This window comes from Variovorax atrisoli (assembly GCF_014195185.1).
GTDB lineage: Bacteria > Pseudomonadota > Gammaproteobacteria > Burkholderiales > Burkholderiaceae_C > Variovorax > Variovorax atrisoli.
In genome coordinates this window covers 915,886-928,940 of sequence record NZ_JACIBG010000001.1, presented here as the reverse complement: position 1 = coordinate 928,940, position 13,055 = coordinate 915,886, and the positions used below count along the sequence as shown (strand labels likewise).

15 protein-coding genes are annotated in these 13,055 nt (G+C 67.2%); 3 read left to right on the top strand and 12 right to left on the bottom strand.

The annotated features are described in order from the left end of the window. Nucleotide 1: 1 nt before the first annotated feature. The 5 genes from FHY06_RS04430 to lexA all read right to left on the bottom strand — a co-directional run bounded on the left by FHY06_RS04430 (nucleotide 2) and on the right by lexA (nucleotide 5,161). Nucleotides 2-1,522 carry a 3-hydroxyacyl-CoA dehydrogenase gene (locus FHY06_RS04430; protein WP_184603575.1) on the bottom strand — a complete coding sequence of 507 codons (1,521 nt, stop codon included), beginning with the start codon at nucleotides 1,520-1,522 and terminating at the stop codon, nucleotides 2-4. Nucleotides 1,523-1,677: 155 nt separating this feature from the next. Further along, nucleotides 1,678-2,835 (bottom strand): MFS transporter, encoded by a 1,158-nt coding sequence (locus tag FHY06_RS04425; RefSeq protein WP_184603573.1) that lies wholly within the window; start codon nucleotides 2,833-2,835, stop codon nucleotides 1,678-1,680. Further along, nucleotides 2,832-3,839: a D-2-hydroxyacid dehydrogenase family protein gene (locus FHY06_RS04420; protein ID WP_019652455.1), complete on the bottom strand. Its 1,008-nt coding sequence runs from the start codon at nucleotides 3,837-3,839 to the stop codon at nucleotides 2,832-2,834. The genes FHY06_RS04425 and FHY06_RS04420 overlap by 4 nt, the downstream gene beginning before the upstream one ends. 112 nt (nucleotides 3,840-3,951) lie before the next feature. Then, nucleotides 3,952-4,329 carry a hypothetical protein gene (locus tag FHY06_RS04415; RefSeq protein WP_019652456.1) on the bottom strand — a complete coding sequence of 126 codons (378 nt, stop codon included), beginning with the start codon at nucleotides 4,327-4,329 and terminating at the stop codon, nucleotides 3,952-3,954. Between the two features lie 148 nt (nucleotides 4,330-4,477). Then, nucleotides 4,478-5,161, bottom strand: coding sequence for a transcriptional repressor LexA (gene lexA / locus FHY06_RS04410; RefSeq protein ID WP_019652457.1), 684 nt, complete (start codon nucleotides 5,159-5,161; stop codon nucleotides 4,478-4,480). Between the two features lie 73 nt (nucleotides 5,162-5,234). Between lexA and FHY06_RS04405 the strand changes: the two genes are divergently transcribed. Beyond that, complete coding sequence (locus tag FHY06_RS04405; protein WP_184603572.1) at nucleotides 5,235-6,200, top strand: asparaginase; 966 nt, start codon at nucleotides 5,235-5,237, stop codon at nucleotides 6,198-6,200. Nucleotides 6,201-6,263: 63 nt separating this feature from the next. On the opposite strand, the gene adk is transcribed toward FHY06_RS04405, so the two are convergent. The 6 genes from adk to FHY06_RS04375 all read right to left on the bottom strand — a co-directional run bounded on the left by adk (nucleotide 6,264) and on the right by FHY06_RS04375 (nucleotide 10,177). Beyond that, on the bottom strand, nucleotides 6,264-6,920 hold the full coding sequence (gene adk / locus FHY06_RS04400; protein ID WP_184603570.1) for an adenylate kinase: 657 nt from the start codon (nucleotides 6,918-6,920) through the stop codon (nucleotides 6,264-6,266). 142 nt (nucleotides 6,921-7,062) lie between these two features. Then, complete coding sequence (kdsB, locus tag FHY06_RS04395; protein ID WP_184603568.1) at nucleotides 7,063-7,836, bottom strand: 3-deoxy-manno-octulosonate cytidylyltransferase; 774 nt, start codon at nucleotides 7,834-7,836, stop codon at nucleotides 7,063-7,065. Next, nucleotides 7,833-8,015, bottom strand: coding sequence for a Trm112 family protein (locus FHY06_RS04390; RefSeq protein WP_019652461.1), 183 nt, complete (start codon nucleotides 8,013-8,015; stop codon nucleotides 7,833-7,835). The genes kdsB and FHY06_RS04390 overlap by 4 nt, the downstream gene beginning before the upstream one ends. Next, complete coding sequence (gene lpxK / locus FHY06_RS04385; protein WP_184603567.1) at nucleotides 7,996-9,018, bottom strand: tetraacyldisaccharide 4'-kinase; 1,023 nt, start codon at nucleotides 9,016-9,018, stop codon at nucleotides 7,996-7,998. Before lpxK ends, FHY06_RS04390 begins: the two co-directional genes overlap by 20 nt. Further along, nucleotides 9,019-9,444, bottom strand: coding sequence for an ExbD/TolR family protein (locus FHY06_RS04380; RefSeq protein ID WP_409327440.1), 426 nt, complete (start codon nucleotides 9,442-9,444; stop codon nucleotides 9,019-9,021). Nucleotides 9,445-9,544: 100 nt separating this feature from the next. Then, nucleotides 9,545-10,177 carry a MotA/TolQ/ExbB proton channel family protein gene (locus tag FHY06_RS04375; protein ID WP_019652464.1) on the bottom strand — a complete coding sequence of 211 codons (633 nt, stop codon included), beginning with the start codon at nucleotides 10,175-10,177 and terminating at the stop codon, nucleotides 9,545-9,547. A gap of 313 nt (nucleotides 10,178-10,490) precedes the next feature. Here FHY06_RS04375 and xseA point away from each other — a divergent pair, with 313 nt between their 5' ends. Both xseA and FHY06_RS04365 read left to right on the top strand, forming a co-directional pair. Next, nucleotides 10,491-11,804: an exodeoxyribonuclease VII large subunit gene (xseA, locus tag FHY06_RS04370; protein WP_184604120.1), complete on the top strand. Its 1,314-nt coding sequence runs from the start codon at nucleotides 10,491-10,493 to the stop codon at nucleotides 11,802-11,804. 50 nt (nucleotides 11,805-11,854) lie between these two features. After that, nucleotides 11,855-12,436 carry a superoxide dismutase gene (locus FHY06_RS04365; protein ID WP_019652466.1) on the top strand — a complete coding sequence of 194 codons (582 nt, stop codon included), beginning with the start codon at nucleotides 11,855-11,857 and terminating at the stop codon, nucleotides 12,434-12,436. A gap of 70 nt (nucleotides 12,437-12,506) precedes the next feature. Here the strand turns inward: FHY06_RS04365 and FHY06_RS04360 are convergent, their stop codons facing one another. Then, nucleotides 12,507-12,974, bottom strand: a complete 468-nt coding sequence (locus FHY06_RS04360; RefSeq protein WP_019652467.1) for a DUF192 domain-containing protein — start codon at nucleotides 12,972-12,974, stop codon at nucleotides 12,507-12,509. Nucleotides 12,975-13,055: the final 81 nt, after the last annotated feature.

Genomic DNA, 13,055 nt, shown 5'->3' with positions numbered 1-13,055 from the left:
ATCATTCTTCTTCGTGCAACAGGCTCAGGCCAAGGGCGCCGCGGCGGCGCAGCCACGGGCTCGGGCGATAGCGCGGGTCGCCATACACCGTCTGCAGGTTGAACAGCACCTCGAGCATGTTGGTCGGCCCGTAGAGGTTGCCCATGGCGAGCGGGCCGCGCGGATAGCCCAGGCCCAGCTGCACGGCGGTCTCGAGGTCGGCCGGCGTGCACACGCGCTGCTGGCACATGTCGGCGGCGATGTTGACGATGGTGCCGATCACGCGCTGCGTGACGAAGCCGCCGCTGTCGCGGATCACGCTCACGGCCTTGCCGTCGCGTGCGAAGAGGGCGTGCGCGGCATCGCGGATGTCGCGGCGCGTGGCCGGGTTGGTGGCGAGTACGCGGCGCTTGGTGGCTGCATCGTCGATCAGCATGTCGATGCCGACGGTGCGCGTGGCGTCCAGCCGCTCGACGGCGGCGACCGTGGTCACGTCGAAGCCCAGCGGCGCGACCAGGATCAGCGATTGCGGCGCGGCAGTGGCGCCGCTGTCGATCTGCGCGCCCAGCGTGTTCACCAGGCGAAGCAGTTCGGCGCGGCGTGCCGCACGCGGCGACACCCACACCGAAGGCGTACCCTCGACGACCGGCGCGGACGCCTCGGGAGCCTGCTGCATCACGCCGTCGTCGTAGCGGTAGAAGCCTTCGCCGGTCTTGCGGCCCAGCGCGCCGGCAGCCAGGCGCTGTGCGGTGATCACGCTGGGTCGGAAGCGCGGCTCCTCGAAGTACTGGTGGTAGATCGACTCCATCACCGGATGCGACACGTCGAGCGCCGTCAGGTCCAGTAGCTCGAAGGGGCCGAGGCGGAAGCCGGCCTGGTCCTTGAGGATGCGGTCGACGGTCGCGAAATCGGCCACGCCTTCACCGACGATGCGCAGCGCCTCGGTGCCGTAGCCGCGGCCTGCATGGTTGACGATGAAGCCGGGCGTGTCCTGCGCCTGCACTGCGCTGTGGCCCATCTGCGTGGCGTAGCCGGCGAGCTGCTTGCAGACTTCGGGTGCGGTCTTGAAGCCCGCGACCACCTCGACCACCTTCATCAGCGGCACCGGGTTGAAGAAGTGGAAGCCCGCGACGCGCGCCGGATGCTTCAGCCCCGCTGCGATGGCCGTCACCGAGAGGGACGAGGTGTTGGTGACAAGCGTGGTGGTCTCGGCCACCACGCCTTCGAGTTCGCGGAACAGCTTGCGCTTGACTTCGAGATCTTCGACGATGGCCTCGACCACCAGGTCGCAGCCGGCCAGCGCCTGGATCGAATCGACAGCCTTCACGCGGGCGATGCAGGCGTCGCGTGTGGCGGCATCGATCTTGTTCTTCTCGTGCAGCTTGTTCCATTGGGCGCCGAGGGCTTCGCGCCCGCGCTCGGCGGCGCCTGCGAAGCTGTCGAGCAGCAGCACTTCGCTGCCTGCCTGCGCTGCGATCTGCGCGATGCCGCGCCCCATGGCGCCGGCGCCGACGACGCCGATTCGGGAGTAGTTCACTGTCATTTGCTGGAGATTTTCACTGGTTGGGTGGTATCCGGGCCCGCCGTGCAGGCGCCGACGCGACGCGGCATCGATGGATGCCGCTGCCGCTGTCGAGGACTCCGATTTTGCAGCCCCGCGCGCAGGGGCCGTGACGGGTTTTACGCGGGGGCGCGCTTTCAGGGGGCGCGCCGGCTGCGGTCGATCGCAACGCTCAGCGAGATGGCGACCATCAGCAGGCCGAGGCCGACCCAGCTCATCCAGGCGCTGGCGTCATGGGCCAGCAGCCATCCGCCCAGCGCCGCACCGACGGCCTGGCCGGTGTAGATGCCGGAGCTGTTGAGCGCCACCGAGCCCGGCGCCAGCGCGGGCGCCAGGCCCACCAGCCGCGCCTGCTGTGCCGAGTTGGCCGCGAAGCAGCCCAGCCCCCATGGAACGAGCACCGCGGCCAGCAAGGCCAGCGTGGAGGCCATGGGCCACAGCAGCAGGCTCAGCGAGATCAGCAGCGTGGTGACGAGCACCATGCGCCCGGCGCCCACGCGGTCGATGAATCGGCTGACCAGCATGTTGCCCACCAGCCCGCACACGCCGAACAGCGCCCACATCACGCTGAGTGTGGTGGCGTCGGCACCGTAGCTCTGCTTGAGGATTGGCCCGAAGTAGCTGAAGAGCACGAACTGGCCCGCGCCCTGCAGCGCCGTGACCGAGACGATGCCCATCAGCACAGGGCTGCGCAGCACGCGCGACCATGCAGCAGCCGTCAGCGCGGCAGGACGGATGCCGTTCGGCAAGGTGAGCCACACCGATGTCGCGCTCGCGACACTGAGCGCCGCAATCGCGCCGAAAGCCATGCGCCAGCCAAGATGCCCGCCGATCAGCGCGCCGATGGGCAGTCCCAGCACCGAGGCCATCGACCAGCCGAGAAAGACGAAGGTGACGGCCCGCCCGCGATGCTCCGGCGGCACCAGCAGGCCGGCGCAGGCGGCGGCCTGGGGCGTGAAGATGGCCGGCGCGATCACCGTGAGCATGCGCGCCGGCAGCAGCGCGCCGAAGCTGGGCATCAGCGCGCAGGCCACGTGGCCGAAGGCATACCAGAGCAGGGTGAGGGCGAGAAGCTGGCGCCGGTCCCATCCGGCCACTGCGGCTGCCAGCAGCGGCGCGCCTACGCACATGACCGCGGCGGCGGCAGTGATCAACTGCCCGGCCGTGGCGGCCGTGACCGAGAGCGAGGCGCTGATCTCGTTGAGCGTACCGGGCACGACCATCACGCCCGTGCCGATCACGAAGTTGCCGGCAAGCAGCGCCCAGAGCGCTCTCTGTGGCGCCGGCTGGCTCACCGGCGGACCTGCAGCGCGCCGGGATTCACGATGTTGGTGGGGTTGCCCTTGATGAAACTCACGACGTTGTCGAAGGCCTGGCCGAAATAGCTCTCGTAGCTTTCCTGCTCGACGTAGCCGATGTGCGGCGTGCAGATGCAGTTCTCGAGGCGCAGCAGCGCGTGGCCCTGCAGCGGCGGCTCGCTCTCGAACACGTCGACGGCCGCGAGCCCGGGGCGGCCGCGGTTGAGGGCCGCGAGAAGGGCGTCGGCCTCGACCAGTTCCGCGCGGGAGGTGTTCACGAACAGGGCGGTCGGCTTCATGCGCGAGAGGTCTTCGAGCGTGATGAGGCCGTTGGTCTCTTCGTTGAGCCGCAGGTGGACCGACAGCACGTCGGCCGCAGCGAAGAACTCATGGCGGTTCTGGGCCACCTGGAAACCGTCGGAACGCGCCTTGGCGCAGCTGGCTTCACGGCCCCAGATCACGACCTGCATGCCGAAAGCCTGTCCGTAGCGCGCGACCAGTTGGCCGATGCGCCCGTAGCCCCAGATGCACAGCGTCTTGCCCTTGAGCACCGAGCCGATGCCGAAGTTGGGCGGCATGGAGGCCGACTTCAGGCCCGACTGCTGCCAGGCGCCATGTTTGAGGTTGCTGATGTACTGCGGCAGCCGGCGCATGGCCGCCATGATGAGTGCCCAGGTGAGCTCGGCGGGCGCCTGGGGAGAGCCGGAGCCCTCTGCCACCGCCACGCCCCGCTCGGTGCAGGCCGCGACGTCGATGTGCCCGGCCACGCGTCCGGTCTGGGAAATGAGCTTGAGCTTCGGGAGCTTTTCGATCAGCTGGCGCGAGATCTGGGTGCGCTCGCGGATCAGCACGATCACGTCGGCGTCCTTGAGGCGAACCGACAACTGTCCAATGCCCTTCACCGTGTTGGTATAGACCTTGGCCGCGTATGCGTCCAGCTTGGAAGCGCAGCGCAGCTTGCGTACGGCGTCCTGGTAATCGTCGAGGATCACAATGTTCATGGCACGCCATTGTGCCTCGCAGCATTGGAATGTCGCGCCGGCAAACGTTTGGATACCCGCCCCGCAGCCGATCGCAGGGCGTCAGGAGCCCGCTAAAGGGCTCGGTTCAGGCTCAATGCAGTCGCGTCGAGCGAGGCGCGGCGGCCATGGTCTCGGCGGCTTCCAAGGCGGCCAGCCGGTCGAGTTCGGCGCACACGTCGGCCATGCGGCCGGAGATCACCATGCGGTTGTTGCCGCGTTGCTGTCCCTTGCCATCGACCACGCGGACGACGCGAAGAGGGCGTGCCTGAGCGGCCGATTCGGATGGCGTGGTACCGCTGCTGCGGGCGGTACAGGCAGGGCGAACCGCCACATAGCGCAGCCCAGCCGAAGATTCGGCGGTGTCGAGATGGTCTCCGCGGCGGGAGGGGCGGCGCGCCGGCATCAGTCGATTGGCCAGCGATTGCAGCGGCATCCAGATGTCGGCGATGGCGAGGAGGGCGATTCCCATGTGAACTCCAAGAAAGTATGAGGTTGAACACAGGCAGGATTTCTTGAGTCGGCTGCGACAGGGTGATGGCGAAGAACCTTCGCCATACGCCCGCCACCTGTCGCTGCCGGATGGGGTGCTGTTGCTCTGGAAAGCAGGCCGCCGTGGCCTACATCAGCATGGTGTTGCGGATGAGGCCGACCGCGAGGCCCTCGATCTCGAAGGGCTCGCCGGGCTGCACGATGATGGTCGGGTAGTCGGGGTTCTCGGCGTGCAGCTCGATGACCTGCTTGTTGCGCTTCAGGCGCTTGACCGTTACTTCGTCGCCGAGGCGCGCGACCACGATCTGGCCGTTGCGTGCTTCCTTGGTGGCCTGTACCGCGAGCAGGTCGCCGTCCATGATGCCGGCGTCGCGCATCGACATGCCGCGCACCTTGAGCAGGTAGTCGGGCTGGCGCTGGAACAGCGTGTTCTCGACGTAGTAGGTCTGGTCGACGTGCTCCTGGGCCAGGATGGGCGAGCCGGCTGCGACGCGACCGATCAGCGGCAGCGCCAGCTGGGCCATTCCGGGCAGCGAGAGCGAGAACTGGTTGCCTTCGCGATGGCGCGTTTCGTTGAGAGAGCGCAGCGCGTCGCCCTTGAGGCGGATGCCGCGCGAGGTGCCGCTGACCAGCTCGATGACGCCCTTGCGAGCCAGTGCCTGCAGGTGTTCTTCGGCGGCGTTGGCGGACTTGAACCCGAGTTCATTGGCGATTTCGGCGCGCGTGGGCGGCGCACCTGTACGGGCGATGGCACTCTGGATGAGGTCCAGGATCTGCTGCTGGCGGGCTGTAAGCTTCACGGCGAACTGCATGTGTGGTTCCTTGCGGCACTGGTTGGATATCCAGTGCCTGTATTTTTAACCAGTTTTTAGAAGTTGACAAGCCATGGTCAATTCCTCTTCGTCCGGGCTGCCACGTCGGGTCGTGGTTTTGGGCACCGGCGGCACCATCGCGGGCCGCGCCGCCAGCAGTGACGACAACATCGGCTACACGGCCGCGCAGGTGAGCGTGGCCGACCTGCTCGGTGACATCGAGGCGCCCGCAGGAGTGACACTGGAGGCCGAGCAGGTTGCGCAGGTCGACAGCAAGGACATGTCCTTCGCCATCTGGCAGCAACTGGCCAGGCGCTGCGCGCACTGGCTGGCGCAGCCCGACGTGGCAGGCGTGGTGATCACCCACGGCACCGACACGATCGAGGAGACGGCCTTCTTCCTGCACTCGGTGCTGGCCTCCTCCAAACCGGTGGTGCTGACCTGCGCGATGCGCCCGGCCACCGCACTGTCGCCTGACGGCCCCCAGAACGTGCGCGACGCCATCGGTGTCGCCGCGACCCGGGGTGCGGGCGGCGTGACCGTGGTGTGCGCCGGTGCGATCCATTCCGGCGTCGACATTCAGAAGGTCCACACCTACCGGCTCGACGCCTTCGCTTCGGGCGATGCGGGGCCCGTGGGCTATGTGGAGGAGGGCGAAGTGCGCCTTGTCCGGCCGTGGCCGCAGGGTGGCGGAATGTCGGTCGCGAAGCTCTTCGAAGCGGCCGAACTGCAATGGCCAAGGGTGGAGATCGTGATGAGCCACGCCGGCGCCAGCGGGGCCGTGGTAGAGGCACTGCTTCAGGCGGGCGGACCGGACCCTCTGCGCGGACTGGTGCTGGCGACCACCGGCAACGGCACCTTGCACCATGCGCTGGAAGCTGTCGCGCTCAAGGCGCAGGATGCGGGTATCGCAGTGCTCCGCGCGACGCGCTGCTCGAACGGGCGCATCCTGCCGAAGACGGGCGACCTGCTTCGCGATGCGGGCGAGCTGACGCCCGTGAAGGCCCGAATCGCCCTGGTGCTCGAGTTGCTGGGCTGAAAGCAGAACCGCCCCTCTGGAGGGGCGGTTCGGTGCGGGTCGGATGCTCGGTCGATGCTTCGATCAGCCGCTCAGCGCGGCCAAGGCACGCTGGGTGATCTCGTCGACCGTGCCCACGCCCTTGATGGCACGGTATTTCGGCGCCGCGGCCGGATCGGCCTTGGCCCAGGCCGAGTAGTAGTCGACCAGCGGACGCGTCTGCTGGCTGTACACGTCGAGCCGCTTGCGAACGGTTTCTTCCTTGTCGTCCTCGCGCTGGATCAGGTCCTCGCCGGTCACGTCGTCCTTGCCTTCCACCTTGGGCGGATTGAACTTGACGTGGTAAGTGCGGCCCGAAGCCGGATGCGAACGGCGGCCGCTCATGCGCTCGATGATGTCGCTGAAGGGCACGTCGATCTCGAGCACGTAGTCGAGCTTGACGCCTGCCGCCTTCATGGCGTCGGCCTGGGGGATGGTGCGAGGAAAACCGTCGAACAGGAAGCCGCTGGCACAGTCGGGCTGCGCGATGCGTTCCTTTACGAGGTTGATGATCAGGTCGTCGCTGACCAGAGCGCCGGCGTCCATGACCGCCTTGGCCTGCAGTCCGAGCGGCGTGCCGGCCTTGACGGCTGCGCGCAGCATGTCGCCCGTGGAAATCTGGGGAATTCTGTATTTCTGGCAAATGAAGGCCGCTTGCGTGCCTTTGCCCGCCCCGGGCGCGCCCAGCAAAATTAGTCTCATGGTGTCCTCGGACGGTTCTTAGATCTTGTGTCGCGCCGAGCTTCGGCCCCATGGCTGGGCTGGGCTGGGCGGAGTTGCTTCGAGGATAGCATGCGTGCCCTTCGGGAAATCCCGCTACTTGCAGCCGGAAGGACGCGAAGGCTCAGTGCCCGGCGGCCGCGAAGACCGCACGGACGCGCGCCAGGTCCTCGGGCGTGTCGATGCCGGGCCCCGGGGCAGCGTCACTCACGTGCACCGCGATCCGATGGCCGTGCCACAGGGCGCGCAGCTGTTCGAGCGCTTCCGTCGCCTCCACGGGGGAAGGCGGCAGGGAAGGAAAGCGCCGCACGAAGCCCGCGCGGTACCCGTAGATGCCGATGTGGCGCAGCGGGGCAGGGGCTGCAGGCAGCACCGTGGGTGCGGCACCATTGGCCGAGCCGTCGCGCCACCATGGAATGGGCGCGCGGCTGAAATACATCGCGTCGCCTTGAGCGTCGAGCACGACCTTCACCACGTTGGGATTCATGAAGTCGCCGACCGAGTCGATCTCGTGGGCGGCGGTGCTCATCGCCGCCTGGGCATGCGTGGCCAGCGTGGATGCCACGGCATCGATCAGCGCGGGGGCGATCAGCGGCTCGTCGCCCTGGACATTGACGACGATGTCGTCGCCATCGAGACCCAGCTGTTCGCAGGCTTCGGCCAGCCGGTCGGTGCCGCTGGGATGGTCCTGTCGTGTGAGGACGACATCGACGCCGTGCGCCTTGCAGGCCTCGATGATGGAGGGATCGTCGCCCGCTACCACCACGCGTGCCGCGCCCGATTCGCTTGCCCGCCGCGCCACGCGTACCACCATCGGCACGCCTGCGATGTCGGCCAGGGGTTTGTTGGGGAGCCTCGTCGACGCGAGCCGCGCCGGAACCAGAACGGTGAAGCTCACAGTCCGAGCTCTTCGTCGGAGAGCGCGCGTGCCTCGTTCTCGAGCAGCACCGGAATGCCGTCGCGCACCGGATACGCGAGTCGGGCGCTGCGCGACCACAGCTCCTGCTTCTCGGGGTTCCAGGTCAGCGGCCCCTTGGTGACGGGGCAGACGAGCAGTTCAAGCAGCTTGGTATCCATCGAGCGATGATAGCTTTGCGTCGAGTGCCGCGAAGAAATCCGCAGAGGGCGAGAACTCCAGCGGCACTGCCAGTGCGTCGGGCGCCTTGCGCCACAGCTTGACGGCGTCTTTCTCGGTGCAGACGAGGGTCTGGTCCAGACCCGATGGGCGTTGCCAGCTCTCGAAATCGAAGTGATCGGGCAGCGCGATGGTGTCGGCAAGCGTCAGGCCGCGGGCGCGCAGCATCTCGAAGAAGGCCTCGGGCCGCGCGATCGCCGCCAGTGCGACCAGGGGCCTGCCGGCCAGGGATGCCAGGGGCACGCGCTTGCCGGCGCTGCCCACGGCGGTGTCCGAAAGAGCGCGCGTGGCGGTATGCCCGCCCGCGAAAGCCGGCCGCGATCCGCTGTGCAGCACCAGGTCGCAGCGGCGCGGCCAGGCTTCTCGCAACGGGCCGGCAGGCAGGCGCCACCCGTTTCCGATTCCGCGGTCGTCGAATACGCAGATCTCGATGTCGCGCGCCAGGGCCAGGTGCTGCAGCCCGTCGTCGCTGACGATGACCTGCGTGGCCGGATGCCGCTCGAGCAGGGCGCGCGCCGCATCGATGCGCCGGCGCGCCACGAACACCGGTGCCCCGGTCGCATGGTGGATCAGCGCCGGTTCGTCGCCAACGTCCCGCGGATCGCTGTCGCCGAGCACTTCGCGGCAGTCGTCGGTGCGCCGGCCATAACCGCGCGACACCACGCCGACCCGCATGCCGCGCGCCTGCAGGTAATGCACGACGGCCATCACGACCGGCGTTTTTCCCGCACCCCCGGCGATCACGTTGCCGACCACGATCACGGGTACCTGCACTCGCTCAACCCTCAGCAATCCCGCGCGATAGAGCAGGCCACGCAAGGCGAACAGCGCGGCATAGACGAGCGACAAGGGCCAGAGCAGGCAGGCCAGGAGGCCGCGGTGCAGCCAGGCCTGCTGCAGGCGCGAACCTGTGTGGCCGCTGTTGCCGCTGCCTTCGGAAGGCACTCAGCGGCCGGCCTGCGCCGTCGACTGGGCCGCGAAGGTGATCTGCATCAGGCCCGCGCGGCGCGCGGCCTCCATCACCGTCACCACGGCCTGGTGCGGGCTGGTCGCGTCGGCGCTGATGATCACGACGCTGTCCTTGCCGCCGGTGGCCGCGGCGGCGAGAGCGGCCGTCACGGTCTCCACGCTGCGGTCGGCCACGGGATTCTTGTTGATCGAATAGCGGCCGTCGGCCGACACCGAAACGATCACTTCCTTCGGATAGTCGCGCTGCGCGTCGACGTCCGCCGTGGGCAGGCGCAGCTGCATCTCGGTGAACTTGCTGTAGGTGGTCGACAGCATCAGGAAGATCAGGATCACCAGCAGCACGTCGATGAAGGGGATCAGGTTGATCTCCGGCTCGTCGCGCGCGCCGTGGCGGAACTGCATGCGGCCGCGGGTCATGACAAGTCTCCGTCGCGGCGCTGCAGGGAGGCGGCTGCCCGCTCGGGGGGCAGCGCAGAGCACGCAGTGACAGGCGTGGGGGCCATCATTTGCGCAGTGCGTTCAGATGGCGGGCGAAGCGCTCGCCGGAGAGTTCGAGGTTCAGCAGGTACTCGTCGACCCTGCTGCGGAAGTAGCGCCAGAAGATCAGCGTCGGGATGGCGACGATCAGGCCGAAGGCAGTGTTGTAGAGCGCGATCGAGATGCCGTGCGCCAGCTGGGCCGGGTTGCCCGAGCCTACGGCGCCGCTGCCGGGCGACTGCGAGCCGAAGATCTCGATCATGCCGATCACGGTACCCAGCAGGCCCAGCAGCGGGGCTGCCGAGGCGATGGTGGCCAGCGCAGGAAGGTAGCGCTCGAGCCTGTGCGCCACGGTGCGGCCCGAGGCTTCCATCGCGGCGCGCAGGTCGTCCTCGGTGCAGCGCGGATTGGCGTTCAGCGCACGCAGGCCGGCGGCCAGCACCTGGCCGAGCATCGAGTTGCGTTCCAGTTTGGTCACCACATCGGGCCCGGGAATCGCGCCATGCGAAGCGGTGATGGTTTCATCGAGCAGCTTCGGCGGAAGGACCCTCACCGTCTTGAGGCTCGTGAAACGTTCTATAACCAGCGCGAGCGCGATGACCGAACAAGCAAGCAAGGGCCAGATCGGCCAACCTGCGGCAACTATGATGGAAAACAAGAAAATCCTCCGGCCCGTAGACTGCAAATGCGCGGCGATTATCCACTGAGGTCACCATCGTCACGCGCCTTGTTTTTGTGTCAGCAAGGACGCACAGATTCTGTGGATAACTTTGTGATTAACCTGCTGCGCAACGTGTCCGGACCCGCATGGGACGGCCTTTTCGCTGGATCGACTGAATTTTGAGCAGCACTTTTTTCAATGAAATCAACAGGTTGCACGAGAAACCGTGCAGCTGTCCTGCCCCGAGGGCTGAATGCGGGGGCCATGGCGCCCGTTGTGGAAGAGTGGCATTCGGCCGAGCGTGCACTTTGTGAGCTTGCGTGAACCGAATTCCGTGCCGGGGCCGCGCGTCTGGGCTGTCGGCGCGCTGTGCCGAGCTGTTGCCGATGCGCTCGACGCGCGCTTCAACCCGGTGTCCGTGCGCGGCGAAATCTCGGGCTTTTCCCGTGCTTCGAGCGGACATTGTTATTTCGCGCTCAAGGACGAATCCGGCCAACTGCGCTGCGCGATGTTTCGTCGTGCTGCCGGCCTGCTCGATTTTTCGCCGCGCGACGGCGACCAGGTCGAGGTGCGCGGGCGGCTCGCCGTCTACGAGCCGCGCGGCGATCTGCAATTGGTGGTCGAGAGCCTGCGCAGGGCGGGGCAGGGCGCCCTGTTCGAGCAGTTCCTTCAGCGCAAGGCGCGCCTCGAAGCGGAAGGCCTCTTCGATCCGGCACGCAAGCGTGCGCTGCCGACCATGCCGCGTTCGATCGGCATCGTCACTTCGCTCGGCGCGGCCGCGCTGCACGACGTGGTCACTGCGCTGCGAAGACGTGTTCCGCACATCCCGGTCGTGCTTGTGCCTGCGGCGGTGCAGGGCGCCAATGCGCCGGGAGAGCTGGTTCGGGCGCTGCAGTCGCTGTACGAACTCACGCCTGCCGTCGATGTGATCCTGCTGGTGCGTGGCGGCGGCTCCATCGAAGACCTCTGGGCCTTCAACGACGAGACGCTGGCCCGCACCATCGTGCGCAGCCCGGTGCCGCTGGTCAGCGGGGTGGGGCACGAAACCGACTTCACCATCGCCGATTTCTGCGCCGACCTGCGCGCGCCGACGCCCACCGCCGCCGCGGAGCTGGTCAGCGCGCCGCGCGACGTGTGGCTGGGAGCTCTCGACCTGATCGAGGAGCGCTTGGGCGATGCCTTGGGCGGGCGCCTCGATACGCTCGGGCAGCGGCTCGACCAGGCAGCGGGGCGCCTGGGTCGTCCGTCGGGCCTGGTGAGCCGGCAGCAGGTGCGTCTTGCCCACCATGCGCAGCGCCTGCGCTACACGGTGCTGGCCCGCAGGGAGCGCCTCACGCAGGCGCCGCGCCGGATCGCCGCCGACTTTCCGCAGAAGCTGGAGCGCGCGGTGACCCAGCGCCGCGATCGGCTGGAGCGCGTGGCTCTGCGCATGCGGCTGCTCGATCCGGCGCTGGTGCTGCAGCGCGGCTACGCCTGGCTCACCGATGTGGATGGTCATGCGATCGTCAGCGCAAGGCAGCTTGGGCCCGGCGATGCCGTCAAGGCGCGGCTCGCCGACGGCGAGGTCGACCTGACCGTCACACCGGGCGGTGCGACGGGAACGCGTCCGACGCCGTCTCGATGATTACTTCCTAGAATCCCTCTTTCCCGCAACCAACCCACGAGTAAAAAACCATGGAACATGTGCTCCCACCCCTGCCGTACGCCCTGGACGCACTGGCACCCGAGTATTCGAAGGAAACCCTCGAGTACCACTACGGCAAGCACCACAACGCCTACGTGGTGAACCTCAACAACCTGCAGAAGGGCACCGAATTCGAGTCGATGACGCTCGAGGAGATCGTCAAGAAGTCCAGCGGCGGCATCTACAACAACGCCGCGCAGATCTGGAACCACACCTTCTTCTGGAACTGCATGAAGCCGCAAGGCGGCGGCGCTCCCACCGGCGCGCTGGCCAAGGCCATCGAAGCCAAGTGGGGCAGCTACGACGCCTTCAAGGAAGCCTTCGTGAAGTCGGCCGTGGGCAACTTCGGCTCGGGCTGGACCTGGCTGGTGAAGAAGGCCGACGGTTCGGTGGACATCGTGAACACGGGCGCAGCCGGCACGCCGCTGACGACTGCAGACACCGCGCTGCTGACGGTGGACGTCTGGGAGCACGCCTACTACATCGACTACCGCAACCTGCGTCCGAAGTTCGTCGAGACCTTCCTGGCCAAGCTGGTCAATTGGGACTTCGCCGCCAAGAACTTCGGCTGATCCCCCGTTCTGCCGAAAACGAAAAAGCCGACCTTGGGTCGGCTTTTTGTTGGCTATGGACGGCAGACACTCATCGTTTGCCGGCCGCGAACAGCTCCCCGCCGATCTTCGCGCCCTTCTTGATGTTCTTCTTGGCGAACCATCCCTGGTTCATTTCAAGCACGTAGCGCACCGGCTCCTGCGAGCAATGCGTGTTCTCGGTCATGGGCTGCATGTCCGCCAGATTCACGATGCGGCCGTCGTCTGCCACGAACGCGGCGGTCAGCGGCAGGATCGTGTTGCGCATCCAGAAGCATTGCGTCGCAGGCTGCTCGAACACGAAGATCATGCCCTCGGCCTGGGGCATTTCCTTGCGGAACATCAGTCCGATTTCACGTTGCAGCGGAGTCTGCGCGACCTGCGCGTCGATCTTGTAGAGCCCGATCGACAGTTGCGTACGCGGCAGATCGGTCTGGGGTTGCTGCTGGGCATGGGCCGGCACCATGAACGATGCGGATGCGAGGAGCAGGGGAAGCAGTACGGCGAGACGCTTGAGCATCGGACGACTCTTTCAGGGCGGGGCCAGGGCCCGGCCTCGATTTAAAAATGCCAATAAAAATGCCCGCTGATGCGGGCATTG

What these genes read in the sequence shown, in the direction of transcription:
- FHY06_RS04430 (WP_184603575.1), bottom strand. Translation starts at nt 1,522, where the DNA reads ATGACAGTGAACTACTCCCGAATCGGCGTCGTCGGCGCCGGCGCCATG.
- FHY06_RS04380 (WP_409327440.1), bottom strand. Translation starts at nt 9,444, where the DNA reads ATGCAGTTCCGCCACGGCGCGCGCGACGAGCCGGAGATCAACCTGATC.
- FHY06_RS04365 (WP_019652466.1), top strand. Translation starts at nt 11,855, where the DNA reads ATGGAACATGTGCTCCCACCCCTGCCGTACGCCCTGGACGCACTGGCA.
- FHY06_RS04390 (WP_019652461.1), bottom strand. Translation starts at nt 8,015, where the DNA reads ATGGATACCAAGCTGCTTGAACTGCTCGTCTGCCCCGTCACCAAGGGG.
- adk (WP_184603570.1), bottom strand. Translation starts at nt 6,920, where the DNA reads ATGAGACTAATTTTGCTGGGCGCGCCCGGGGCGGGCAAAGGCACGCAA.
- FHY06_RS04415 (WP_019652456.1), bottom strand. Translation starts at nt 4,329, where the DNA reads ATGGGAATCGCCCTCCTCGCCATCGCCGACATCTGGATGCCGCTGCAA.
- FHY06_RS04420 (WP_019652455.1), bottom strand. Translation starts at nt 3,839, where the DNA reads ATGAACATTGTGATCCTCGACGATTACCAGGACGCCGTACGCAAGCTG.
- lexA (WP_019652457.1), bottom strand. Translation starts at nt 5,161, where the DNA reads ATGCAGTTCGCCGTGAAGCTTACAGCCCGCCAGCAGCAGATCCTGGAC.
- FHY06_RS04360 (WP_019652467.1), bottom strand. Translation starts at nt 12,974, where the DNA reads ATGCTCAAGCGTCTCGCCGTACTGCTTCCCCTGCTCCTCGCATCCGCA.
- FHY06_RS04405 (WP_184603572.1), top strand. Translation starts at nt 5,235, where the DNA reads ATGGTCAATTCCTCTTCGTCCGGGCTGCCACGTCGGGTCGTGGTTTTG.